The organism is Porticoccaceae bacterium LTM1 (assembly GCA_030252795.1).
Taxonomy (GTDB): Bacteria; Pseudomonadota; Gammaproteobacteria; order Pseudomonadales; family Porticoccaceae; genus SCSIO-12696.
This window is the reverse complement of record CP127080.1, coordinates 748,921-762,594: the sequence shown is the minus strand read 5'-3', so window position 1 is coordinate 762,594 and position 13,674 is coordinate 748,921. Positions and strand designations below refer to the sequence as shown.

8 protein-coding genes are annotated in these 13,674 nt (G+C 44.7%); 2 read left to right on the top strand and 6 right to left on the bottom strand.

Annotated elements, in window-relative coordinates:
- Nucleotides 1–154: 154 nt before the first annotated feature.
- Entirely contained in the window at nt 155–2,977 is a 2,823-nt protein-coding gene (gene uvrA / locus QP938_03410; GenBank protein ID WIO74965.1) for an excinuclease ABC subunit UvrA, read from the top strand.
- A gap of 126 nt (nt 2,978–3,103) precedes the next feature.
- A complete protein-coding gene (locus QP938_03405; GenBank protein ID WIO74964.1) occupies nt 3,104–3,688 on the top strand; it encodes a hypothetical protein in 585 nt (194 codons plus the stop codon).
- 161 nt (nt 3,689–3,849) lie between these two features.
- Here QP938_03405 and QP938_03400 read toward each other — a convergent pair whose 3' ends face one another.
- The 6 genes from QP938_03400 to QP938_03375 form a co-directional block, all read right to left on the bottom strand.
- Nucleotides 3,850–4,971 (bottom strand): pyridoxal phosphate-dependent aminotransferase family protein, encoded by a 1,122-nt coding sequence (locus QP938_03400; GenBank protein WIO74963.1) that lies wholly within the window; start codon nt 4,969–4,971, stop codon nt 3,850–3,852.
- The gene (locus tag QP938_03395) at nt 4,968–6,422 is read right to left on the bottom strand and encodes an APC family permease (GenBank protein ID WIO74962.1); all 1,455 of its coding nucleotides are present in this window, start codon (nt 6,420–6,422) and stop codon (nt 4,968–4,970) included. The genes QP938_03400 and QP938_03395 overlap by 4 nt, the downstream gene beginning before the upstream one ends.
- Nucleotides 6,406–8,445, bottom strand: a complete 2,040-nt coding sequence (locus QP938_03390; GenBank protein WIO74961.1) for a CocE/NonD family hydrolase — start codon at nt 8,443–8,445, stop codon at nt 6,406–6,408. The genes QP938_03395 and QP938_03390 overlap by 17 nt, the downstream gene beginning before the upstream one ends.
- A 134-nt stretch (nt 8,446–8,579) precedes the next feature.
- Nucleotides 8,580–10,550: a CocE/NonD family hydrolase gene (locus tag QP938_03385; GenBank protein WIO74960.1), complete on the bottom strand. Its 1,971-nt coding sequence runs from the start codon at nt 10,548–10,550 to the stop codon at nt 8,580–8,582.
- A 162-nt stretch (nt 10,551–10,712) separates the two neighbouring features.
- Nucleotides 10,713–11,585, bottom strand: coding sequence for a VOC family protein (locus tag QP938_03380; GenBank protein WIO74959.1), 873 nt, complete (start codon nt 11,583–11,585; stop codon nt 10,713–10,715).
- A gap of 26 nt (nt 11,586–11,611) precedes the next feature.
- Entirely contained in the window at nt 11,612–13,660 is a 2,049-nt protein-coding gene (locus QP938_03375; protein WIO74958.1) for a S9 family peptidase, read from the bottom strand.
- Between the last annotated feature and the right edge of the window lie 14 nt (nt 13,661–13,674).

The following is a 13,674-nucleotide window of genomic DNA, read 5'->3' as shown; positions in this document are numbered from 1 at the left end:
CAGTCCCCTCCCCCAGCCTGTCATCCTGAGCGTTTGGCGAAGGATCCCTCTACTCCGAGGACAGCCCTCAAACAATCACAGCACTGTAATTTTGCACAGTATCCGGCCTTGGCTCTATAATGGCGGTTTTGCCTCAATCCAGAGTTACCGTCACATGGAAAGCATTCAGGTACGGGGTGCACGCACCCACAACCTCAAAAATATCGACCTCGATATTCCCCGCGACAAGTTGATTGTTATTACCGGCCTGTCCGGTTCCGGCAAATCCTCACTGGCTTTCGACACGCTGTATGCTGAAGGCCAGCGCCGCTATGTGGAATCGCTCTCCACCTATGCGCGGCAGTTCCTGTCGATGATGGAAAAGCCCGATGTCGACCATGTGGAAGGCCTCTCCCCGGCCATCTCCATTGAGCAAAAATCTACATCTCACAACCCCCGATCCACCGTGGGCACCATCACCGAGATATACGACTACCTGCGTCTGCTGTTTGCCCGTGCCGGTGAGCCCCGCTGCCCGGATCATGACGTTGAACTGAAAGCGCAAACCGTCAGCCAGATGGTGGACCACGTTCTGGCCCTGCCCGAAGGCACCAAGCTCATGTTGTTGGCTCCGGTAGTACGGGAACGTAAAGGTGAGCATGTCCACCTGCTCGAACAGCTACGTCACCAGGGTTTTATTCGCGCCCGTATCGACGGCGTGGTGGTGGATCTGGATGACGCACCAAAGCTGGCCAAAACCCATAAGCACACCATTGAAGTAGTAGTAGACCGCTTTAAGGTGCGCGAAGATCTGCAGCTGCGCATTGCCGAATCCTTTGAAACTGCCCTCAATCTGGCTGAAGGTCTCGCGGCAATCAGCTACATGGATGGCGAGGCACCGGACCAATTGTTCTCCGCCAAATTCGCCTGTCCGGTTTGTGACTACAGCCTTACCGAGCTGGAGCCCCGCCTGTTCTCTTTCAACAACCCGGTGGGTGCCTGCCCCAGCTGTGACGGGTTGGGGGTACGGCAGTTTTTTGATATCGCCCGTGTGGTGCAACACCCGGAGTCGAGTATTTCAGAAGGCGCTATTCGCGGCTGGGATCGCCGCAATCTGTTCTACTACACCATGCTGGAATCCCTGGGCGAGCACTACGGCTTTGACATAGACACGCCTTTTGAAAAGCTCAAACCGCTCCACCAGCAGGCAATTCTGTTTGGCAGTGGCGATGAAGAGATCGACTTCAGTTACGTCAATGATCGCGGCACCGTTTACAAGCGAACCCATATCTTTGAAGGCATTATTCCCAATATGGAGCGACGCTTTCGCGAGACTGAATCCAACATGGTGCGCGAAGACCTGGCCAAATACCTGAACACCCAGAATTGCCCCGAATGTAAGGGCACTCGCCTGCGCAAAGAGGCGCGCCATGTGTTTGTGGATGGTCGCACCCTGTCGGAAATCACCGCTATTCCAGTGGGCGATTCCCACGACTATTTTGAAAACCTCAAACTGGCCGGACGTCAGGGGCAGATTGCTGAAAAAATTATTAAAGAGATTCGCGACCGGTTTCGTTTTCTGGTGGATGTTGGTCTCAACTACCTGACCCTCGATCGCAGTGCCGACACCCTTTCTGGCGGTGAAGCCCAGCGTATTCGCCTGGCCAGCCAGATTGGTGCCGGCCTGGTGGGCGTTATGTATGTGCTTGATGAACCCTCCATCGGCTTGCACCAGCGCGACAATGAGCGACTGCTCAACACCCTGACACGATTGCGGGACCTTGGTAATACTGTGATTGTTGTGGAGCACGATGAGGACGCCATTCGTCAGGCAGACCACATTATTGATATCGGCCCGGGTGCCGGCGTTCATGGTGGCGAAGTGGTGGCCCAGGGCAGCCTTGAACAAGTGATTAATTCACCGCGCTCGGAAACCGGCAAATTTATGTCCGGTGTGCGCTGCATCGAAATTCCTGCACAGCGCACCGAGATTGACCCAAAACGCCAGCTCGTATTAAAAGGTGCCAAAGGTAACAACCTGCGCAACGTGGATGTTGAAATACCGGTCGGCCTGTTCACCTGCGTAACAGGTGTTTCCGGCTCAGGTAAATCAACACTGATTAATGAAACCCTCTACCCACTGGCGGCCACTCAACTGAATAAGGCCACCACGCTGAAAGCAGCACCGCACAAAGCAATTAAAGGCTTGGATCAATTCGACAAATGTATCGACATTGACCAGAGCCCCATCGGTCGCACCCCGCGATCCAACCCGGCCACCTACACCGGTATTTTCACGCCCATTCGCGAGCTGTTCTCTGGCACTCAGGAGGCACGCTCCCGTGGCTACAAGCCGGGACGCTTCAGTTTTAACGTGAAAGGTGGCCGCTGCGAAGCCTGTCAGGGCGATGGCGTTACCAAAGTCGAAATGCACTTTTTGCCGGATATTTACGTCTCCTGTGACGTGTGTAAGGGCAAGCGCTACAACCGTGAAACCCTGGAAGTTTTATACAAAGGAAAGAACATTCACGAAGTGCTGGAGATGACCGTAGAAGACGCGCTGGCGTTCTTTGAGGCGGTACCGTCAATCTCTCGCAAGCTACAAACCCTGGTGGATGTGGGCTTGACCTATATCCGCTTGGGGCAAGCCGCCACCACTTTGTCGGGTGGTGAAGCGCAACGGGTAAAACTGGCGCGCGAACTGTCCAAACGCGACACCGGAAAAACCCTCTACATTCTCGACGAGCCGACAACCGGCCTGCACTTCCACGATATTCAGCAACTGCTGGAAGTACTGCACCGCCTGCGCGACCACGGCAACACTGTGGTGGTTATTGAGCATAACCTCGACGTGATCAAAACTGCTGACTGGATTATTGATTTGGGTCCTGAAGGTGGCAGTGGCGGCGGTATGATTATCGGCACCGGCACTCCGGAGCAAGTAGCGAAACTCAAGGACTCACATACCGGGCGTTTTTTGAAGCCAATGCTGAAATAACCCTCAGTTTTACAATTCTCCAATCCTCTCCTAGAATCAGGCTTCGCATTTCACAAATGCGAAGCTTGAGCCTTCTTGCGTCCTGTAAGTGGCATCAAATAAAAACAAATGGAGATTGTGTTAATAATGAATAAGCAACTGAAAACCCTGTCCAAAATAGCCCTGTTTAGTAGTGTAGTGTTTGTCGCATCTGGCAATGCAGCACCTCCCGATATGATGTCGAAAAAAGTGGGTGATAGCTGCCGGGCCACAGGCATATACTCAGGAAATACTGGCATTAATGTAATTGGTCTTGAATTTTTTTCTGCTAAAGGACCTGGCAAAGAAAGGGTGGAGCTCACGATTTCAAACTACCCCAACCCGGCAATTACTGAAACGTATGAACTGCCTCCTGGCTCCGTTACGGGAAGCTTCACTAGTGGTTTATCCCTGTCTGTTCATACAGACGAACTGGGAGGTGACTTGGGTGGCATGACTGGTTTAGTAGAAATAGACTGCATCCCAATGGAAGGCGGCTCTTACACCAAAACTTCCGGCTCACAAGAGACATATAGCCCATATACAGGCATGAGAGTTTCTACTGTGGGCACCACTGAATCTGTACAAGCGACGCAATCATTTTTTATTGATGGAATCGCCCCATTATTTCCCACTTCAGCAATTCTCAACAGCAACCACGCTGTCGTCAAGGAATATGAAGTCGTTGAATAACCTGATTGGCGCCAGTTTTACTGGCGCCATTTCCATATTTTTGATTACTCTTTCTTACTCCAGATATCCGGCCCACTTATAGGAAAGAAAAATCGGACGACAAAAAGTCCTATTTAATTCAGTGTTTCTTGATTAACTTCAATAATAATCGAGAACTCAGGTTAACCACATACTCTGGATACGAAATCAGTAGTGACCTGTACAAATCGATCTAAATCAGATAACGAATGATCAGAAAAAACAGACGCTCTAATTAAGCCTTCCGAGTCCACCCCAATATAATCAGAATATAGAACGTATATTTGATCGTCGAAAAGAGCTTTTTGCAGTCCTCTCATTTTTTCTGCGGTTTCCAGCTTAAATGAAACGATTGCCGACGGTGATTTCGGGCACTCAATGCCAGCTGCCAATAACTTGATCCGAAATTGTTCTGAAAGTTTTCGTAACGAATCGCACATTCCGGGATTTTCACCTACTAACTTTAAAGCAGCCGTAGCCACTCTAGCTGCAAGAGGCGAACCAGGGTTAGATCCTCTAACCGCAGGGACCTTTCTGGCCTTTTCAACAATTTCACTTGGCCCTAAAAAGACAGATCCAAGAGCACCAAATGCCTTGCTCAAGGTGGTAGCAATAAAAGCGCGACTCTCAACCCCAAAATGTTGTACTGACCCTCGCCCAGTATCACCTAACACCCCTGCAGCATGAGACTCATCCACAAAAATCCAACCATTTCTTTTTGAGATAATTTCTGCATAAACATCTAGCGGAGGAAGGCAACCCGAACTGGCAGAAATTCCGTCACATAGAAGTAAAGGCTTAACTCCATCACGCAAGCTTCGAACAATCCTTTCTAATGATTCTATATCTTGGTGATCAAATGTATGGATCGGTCGACCACTCAACTTTGCAGCATCTTGTAAGCACCAGTGAGCGTATTTATCTATTACAATTTCATCATACAATTCCGATAACCCACCCACTCCAGCAATCCCGAGATGATAACCTGAGGGTAAATAAACCGACGATTCAGTACCAAAAAATCTAGCCGCCTCTTGCTCAACCTCTTCAAATGCAGGATCAATACCTCCATACGAGGCTGGCAGGAATTTTGCAAAATTATCTTTAGAGTCCAATGACAACCTTGCTGCCTCTTGTAGCTCATTCCTCTGGAACAAGGCCAGATAGTTACAGCCAGCAAAATTTACAAACTTCTGTCCATCTACGATTAAACTCGAGGATGCCCCGCCATATATGTGACGCCCTTGGAGAATAGGCAAATTCATACCTTATTCCCCTTAGACACAATTTCACTCTTCCCGATATATAAAGTTTTTTTTCCAACCAGGTGATCGGATACACTGCCCGCATTGAGGGTAGCATGCTCAGAAAAACGGCTAGAAAGCCAAAGTATTACTCCAAGCCCACACCAGACCAATATACCTGACCAGGTGATTGGTAAGTGGATTGTAGGATTGACAAAAAAAGGTTCAGTGACAGCAATTAAGAACAAAGCAAAGGCTATGCAGAAGGATACGCAAAGTGAAATTGAACATTTCTCACCACTCCATCTACACAAAGTAATTGCACACACCATGACCACACAATAAGCAGCGGTCATAGTCACTGAAGCAGAGCCAATAATCAATGTCAGCATTCCCTGCCCACCCAGAACACCAACTATTGTGAGCAAGCTAACAATTTGGATCGACGCCTGGTAAGTGTCATGCTGATTTGATTTTGAAGAAAAAATCTTGGGAATATCCCCATTGATACTGAGCACAGCTAAAATTTTATTAAGCCCAAGGAGAACAGCATTCCACGTAGTAAAAAGACCGAGAATTGCAACCAGAAAAATTATATCTCCAAATCTTTCAGACCCAAAAACCTCAACAAAAGCTGCTGCAACAGGCAGGTCCGCACTGATCAGAACCTCTCTTGGTAATGACATCGCTGCTGCAACAAACAACCCCACATAGAATATCCCCACAGCCAAAATAGCGATAAATAGAGATTTAGCTACAGACGCCACACCAACTCCATCAGCACGATCTCCAATTATTTGCACAGAGAAATTAAAGCCAGAAATTAAAAGTGGAGCTGCAGCAAATACTGAGACCATACCTCCTAGCCGCCAACCAGACTCTTGATATACAAACATCGGATTCAAATTTCCAACCACGCCTGTAGACAACCCCAAAATAATAAAAATTAGAGAAAAAGCTAACAACAAAAACGTTAATATATCCTGAAAAATTGCAGCAGTTTGTATTCCACGCACATGCAAAAACATCATAAAAGCAGTACTAATGATACTTATTGCCAAGGTTCCAACCCGAACATCATGACCCAAGATACTATAAAGCACAGACCCAGAAAGGTTTGGCAATAACTCAGCACTAAATAGAGCAATAGACAAAGCTTCGAAAACGCACACCGCAAGATAAGTAAATGCAAGAAACCATCCAGTAAAAAACCCTATTTTCTTCCCAAGAATTGTATAGGCATACATTGTTTCGCCACCAGACTCCGACAGTCGGGATGCTACTGCAATGTATCCTTTTGCAACAAACACCATCAGCAGCGCCCCTAAAAGAAATGCGACTGCTACACCTAAGGAACCGGCATTAGTTAACCAAGCACCATACAAGGGAATCCATCCAACTCCAATTGATGCACCTACGGCTACAGTAAAGAATTGGTGAGGTTTTAGACCTGTTTTATTCAATGGACTCATTATTTTGCTCTAAGGTATTAGTGCCTACAGTTAATGTTGGCAGTTGAATATAAGATGGTGTTTCTGGGCCAAAATGAATCTTGATATTCGCTGTCTTATATTCCGTATCTCGTGCATTGTCCCCTCCAGTGTTCAAGTTACGCATAAATGTTGGAAAGCTTGAGCTAGTGATATGAACACGAATCTTGTGACCTTCTTTGAAAAGGTTGGCACCTACAAGCATGTCAACATCAACTGGATACACTTCCCCAGGCTTCATAAACACGGAATGATCTGGCCCGTCCCTGTATCGTAACCTTAAGATACTTTCCTGAATCCCAAAAGATCTTCCATCAGGATAGACATCGAGGAGCCTGACCACTACATCAGTATCCGGAACATCGGTAGATATCCAAAGCTTGGCTCGAATTTTTCCAGTCATTTCAACGGAATCACTCAATGGCTCCGAAGTATAGACAAGAATATCTTTTCGATCTTCTATGCTCGAGTGATCCGACGAACCCTTATGGACGGCTTTAGCATAAATATTTACTGGATTACCCGGATCATAAGCGTATTCATCTACACCACTGCGTATAGGAATTGACCACGAAAGCAGCCCATCTCCCTCAATGGAGTTAGCACCTTGCTCACTGGATAAATACATGTTTGTGTATTTTGTACCTGGAATCGGCCACTCACTTGATTGACGCCATTCATTAGCGCCTGGAAGATAATATTGAACCCGAGGATAACCCCCAAAACTATTACCTTTCTGCTTAAGCGTATAGTCCCACCAGCGTAAATAGGTATCCCAAGCAGGGAAACTAGCATCTCCGACATTTCTCTCGCCGGTGATTGTTTCCGAGCTAACGCTCTCGAAATTGCAGTGGGACATTGGACCAATAATTATGTACTGATTTTCTTTAGCCCAGTTTGATTTGGCATATTCAGAAAAATATTTGAATTGTAGAAAGGTTTCATTTACTCCATGATCATGCCATGAGTTGATATGAAGCGCTGCGCCATCAACAGAATCACCATCATCCAGATAGTCACCTTTTTCCCAGAACTCCCCTAATGGTTCACTTGCTGCAAATCCTTCCCATTCATTTGGTGGAGAGTTCAATATCTCGTCTATTTCAACCGCAGGCAAATGCATTAAAACATCAATCGTTTCCTTAGTCATTTCATGGGTTTCGGGATCAAAAAATGAGCTCAAGGGTTTTACTTTTGGGGCCGGATCGTAAAAATCCACCAATTTTAGAAACTGACTTCGATCCAGTCGTTTTGAGGGCCGATAGAATAATGTCGAACCATAATTGTGTGCCCATAGAGGCATAAACATATTAGGCACTCCCCCTCGAGAGCCCGCCCGCCCCATTGATCCACCTTCGGTCCCATGACCAAATGAGGCTGACTGCGGCAACAACCCCTTAAGTGACTCATGCTGGCTCATAGCACCACGAATTACATTCCCTCCAGGTATGGAGCAACCTGTCATCCCTGCTCGACCGTTATACCAACTTTGTCTTTCAAACCAATCAAGCGTATCAGAAGCATCATCTATGTCATTATTTCCAAGAGAGTACTCACCTTCAGATTCAAATTTCCCGCGACGATCTTGAATTGCAAAAACATAGCCGTGGCTAGCGTAATAATAGGCTTTATTCAGATAGGAAATTTTTGCATTTGGGTCAGAGTTTCTCTGTACGGCCTTATTGTACGGTGTTCTTTCAAGGATTACGGGCAGCTTCCCCGCGTAATCAATAGGAAAATATAGATCAGTTGACAACCTGACTCCGTCGCGCATTTCTATTAGATGACTACGCTCTACTCTTACCGCATACGGACCTTTTTTAAATAATTTTTCAGATGACGCAGATATCACCTCTCCAGCCAGAGCTATATTTGCAATAAATAAGTACGCAATAATTGGCAAGAATAATTTATGTATAATTTGTTTAAAATTGTTAAATTTCTGAACAACCATTATGTTGCACATATAAACATTCAACATAGAAATCACAACTCTATTTACCATTATAAAAACCAGACGGAGATATAAAGATTACTGAAATATTTATTAATTACATTATTACTACAGAATATTTACACCAACTCTTATATGGGTACATCTTCACTCATACAAACCACCCAACCCTAACAATTCTTGTATCATTGCTCACCACTGTATTCGATGAATGGCAATTCAATATAGGATGAGTACTCACCACCATGATGAATAGTGACATTAGCCTTTTGAAAATCAGCATCCAAGGAATTATCTCCGCCTGTATTCAAGTTACGATTATAGGTAGGCATGCTTGAACTGGTAACATCAATCCTGATCTTATGTCCAGGCATAAAGTAGTTACTATAAACCAGCATATCCAAGTCAATCTCATAGATCTTTCCCGGCATCAATAGAACTTTTTTATCAAAACCTTCACGATACCGTAATCGAAGGAAACCCTCTTGTAGAGCATATGCCCGACCGTCAGGGTATACGTCCATAATCTTTACAGCCAAGTCTGTATCAGGAACATCTGTAGACAGGAATATTTTCGCCCTAATTTTCCCTGTCATTTCAATACCTTTATCAAGTGGTTCACTCGTATAAACCAGTATATCTTCTCGCTCCTCTTTATGGCTCATATCAAAGCTTCCAGAAAGAACCGAGTCATTCATATAGAAAACCGGGTCGGCTGGATCATACACATAACTGTCATATCCAGTCTTATCTGGCTTTTCAAATATGAGTTTTCCACTCGTAAAGTTATTATTGGCCGCACCATCACTTGTTAAATATAGTTTTGTTTTCTTTGTACCCGCTATAGGCCAGACATTCGAAGATTTCCATTTATTTAAACCAGGAACGTAGTATTGAATTTTTGGCTCCCTATCAAATCCATTATCAATTCCTTTTAGGGTGTAGTCCCACCAACGCAGATAAGTACCCCATATATCCTTTCTGGCATCACCGACATTCCGCTCACCTGTAACAGTATTAGATGACACTGATTCAATCCTGCAATGTCCAAGTGGAGAAATAATTACAAACTGATTATCACGAGAATATTTAGTAACAGATTTCTTACTGAAATGCTGGTATTGCAATAGAGTTTCATTAATACCATAATCGTGCCAGGAATTTACATGTAAAGCCGCAGCATTGACTTTGGTATCGTCCTCCAAATAATTTCCGCCATCCCACCAAGGGTCCATTGGTTCTTTTGTAGCCAAATCGTACCAATCAGAATCTAGAGAATTCATAAATTTTGGTATATCAACAATTGGCAATACCATCATTGCATCATATGTAAATCGCTTAGTAGCTTCGGGGGTTTTAAAAACCCCTTCATAGCTATCAGCCTTTGGACGAGGCTCATACTTATCTGCTATTTTCAAAAATTCCTCACGACTTAATTTTTTTGATGGCCGATAGAATAACTTCGCTCCTCTTACATGAGCCCATTGCGCAATAGTAAGGTTACGTGCGCCCCCACGCAGCCAGAACTTAGCCATGGTCCCACCGGCGGAACCATGACCAGTCGCTGCAGACTGTGGCAAGATAGACGCAAGTGATGGGTGAAGGGTTTGAGCAGCTTTTATCTGGTTGGCACCTGGAATAGAGCAACCTATCATACTTGCCTTACCACTAAACCAAGGTTGTTGATCAAGCCAGTTAAATGTATCCTCAGCATCCTCTACATCATTATTGAGAACCAAGTACTCCCCTTCTGATTCATATTTACCCCGACGATCTTGAATAGCAAATACATAGCCATGACTTGCGAAGTAATACGCTTGATTTGTATGATTTATTGGATCATTTGGATCAGCATTTCGCTTTGTGGCCTTATCGTATGGAGTGCGCTCAAGAATAACAGGCAACTTTCCCTTGAAACCAACGGGAAAATACAAATCCGTCGAAAGACGTACACCATCTCTCATTGTAACAAAATGGCTACGCTCCACTTTCACCTGGTACTTACCCTTTTCAAAGGGTATGACTTTTGCGACTACACCTTCCTCATCTGCGGATACTGCCATTGATAAAGTTACCCCATAAAATATACTTAAGCCGATTACAATTAAGTTCCATATTTTTTTTGAGAAACTTCGCCAGCCCAAAAACCTGAACATCTACTTAAACTCCCGAAAACACCTTTCAATAAATCAAATTGAATTCCATAAGATTAATGACGGTTTATTCTTGGATATCTCAAATAAGACACCCAGGAAAAATCACCCAAATGTCTCATTTATAAATAAATACAAACACCTAAGTCTTTAATAGCGCACAGACTATGTAACTGACGAATGCTCAAAGACCATTGCAAACCCACAAGATTCTGATGATGGAATAATCAGATAACCATCATGATCTGAATATTTTTTTTGGTTTTCATCCAACACCATTCTTACTTGAGAATCAGAACGAACCGCCATGTGAATGGCAACGCAAAAACCGTTTAGAGGTTGAGGCGAATCTCTTAAAATATTTCCACCGTACCGCCTGACTGCTGCCATTGGTGTCAACACTTCCGTGATTTCGCCACGAGATCCGACAATTTTGAAGCCATCTGAACTTACTTCATCTGGATCTTTCCCAAATTGCTTAGAGAAATAATGTATATCTGAAGCGGGATCCACAGACATATAGACCAACCTTACCACGTCAGTTGCCGTGTTAGCGTGATTCGAATATTCCTCCACAAATATGGTCTCAGGCTTTCTGTGTTCTGACAAAAAAACTGATAAGTACGGGTTATCATCACGCCAGGCATAAAAACAGGCACTATCAGTTTCATCTTCCTGACCATCTGGGTGGGTCACCTTGCGGCGAGCATAAATAATCTTATCAGGGTTTAATCCCTGATTTTCAGCACTCTTCCTGGCAAGATCTATATCACATGTCCGCAAGCTAATATGTGCAATTCCAGATTGACAGGATTCAATAAATTTTCCATAGGGATCACTTAGCCAGCTAGCCGCCTCCCCGAAGTCAACCAACTCCAGATAGGTATTTGCAAAATGTATAATGCAATTTTTGGAACCCAACTCCAGATGACTTTCAATGGGCCCAACATAAAACCCTAGATCCCGAAATGCCTCTATACGTTTTTCCATTTCCTGACCTACAACTACAAAGTGATCTAATGCACGCAACTCTTTCATGTGAAATATTTCTCTGCAATCTCTTATTATTCGCTGTGCTTTTTAAACCATCCCAATAGAGTGGTCATTTTTGAAAGATGGTGGCTCGGTCGAGCGAATATTCCATGACCTTCGCCTGGAACTCGTACCAGCACTGATTCAACACCCTGCAACTTTAATGCCTTGTAGTATTGCTCGGACTCAGACATTGGTGTCCGCCAATCTTCCTCTCCTGTCATTATCAAAGTGGGCGTTTTCACATTTCCAGAGGCACTTAATATAGAGCGTTTTTCATAATTATCCCGATGCTCCCAAGGCAGACCTGGCATCCAATGACTGAGGTAATGTGCGGACATATCCGCGGTAAATACAAAACTTTCCCAGTTTATAACCGGATAGAACGAAACTGCTGCTTTAAACCGATCTGTATTGCTTATCATCCAGGCCGTCAATGTTCCGCCGCCACTTCCTCCAGTTACGTACACTCGGTTTGAATCCACGTATCCCATAGAAATTACTGCATCAACACCACTATTAAGATCGTGATACTCATCTCCGGGGAAAACTCGATCTATCAAATCGACAAATTCCTGACCATAGCTGTTGCTACCGCGAGGGTTGGCATAAAGAACCAAATACCCATCCGAAGCCATTAATTGCTTCTCAATATCAAACCGCGGCCCATAATTGGCCGTAGGTCCACCGTGTATTTCCAGTATCAAAGGGTACTTTTTGGCTGGATCAAACTGCGGTGGCTTAACTAACCACCCTTGAATGTTTCGGCCATCCTTGGATGACTTCCACCAAATTTCTTCAACTTTACCAAGCTCTCGCTGACTGAACAGGTCATCATTAAGGTGTGTTATCTGCGAACTTTTTCCACCATTTCGGCCAACACCTACTTCTCCTAAAACATCAGGTTTATTGATGGCGTACGTGTAGGTATTATTTTTACTTAAAGAGAAAGAGCCCATACCATAGTTGAAATCACCAGTTCCAAGATTCCTGGCCATCTCGGTGAAATTTCCGTTCAGGTCAAAACGTCCTAGACGTGTTACACCTTCACTGTCATAAACAACATATATGTACTTGCCATCTGCAGACCATCTGGGTGAAGACACTGGGCGGTCAAGTTTGGCACTAAGCACTTTGAGATTACTTCCATCGCGGCTTGCTATATACAGGCGATTCTGTTCAGCCGCTTTGTAATTTTCATCGTGACCCGTAAAGGCTAGATATTTATTAGTTGGCGAAACCGCAACTTCGTTTTCACCCCCATGACGATTGGTCAGCCGACTCGGTTCACCACCACTCAATGAGAATTCAAAAATATCTGTCAGAAAAAAATTTTGTTCCCAATTGTCATTGCGATTAGCAGAAACTATCAAGCTATTTCCATCTGGCGACCAGCAATACTGTGCAGGACTACTAATAAACCCCCCATGATTGTAGTCACCATGTGTTACCTGACGTGGTGTTCCACCTTCAGAGGGAACCACATAGAGCTGCGTGTAACCATCAGGTAGGTCACCAGATCCATTAAAGCGGAAAATCAGCTTATCTGTCATTTTTGCAGGTGGAGCCCATTTGGCTCCCGCAGGAGGAATTGGCATTTGCCCAATCATTAATGGCGAGTTGATTGGCTTGAACATAGCAAACGCTATCATGCTACCGTCTGGAGACCATTTGATACTCCCAGGTGCTTTAGGCAAGTTTGTAATTGCTGTGGTTGCGCCAGTATCCATCCAACGCATATATATTTGCGCGCTTCCAGATTCCGTTGAGACGTAAGCCAAGCGCTTTCCATCTGGGGACCAAGCTGGGCTAAATATGTGATGCTTGCCCGTACTAATTGGTCGATGGTCATTGCCATCAGAAGATACGATCCAGAGGTTGGTATAACGCATGTCTGTCATCACATCATTGAAGTGACGAACGTAAGCTACCTGCTCACCATCAGGAGAAATCTCTGGACTTGAAGCATACTCTAGCTCAAAAAGATCCAGTGCTTGCAATGGATCTTTTCCAAACTGTTCAGCGTTAGCAGTCAATGAAATCAAAATAGAGACCACTATAGCTTGGCAGATTCTATACATATTTACCTCTTTAT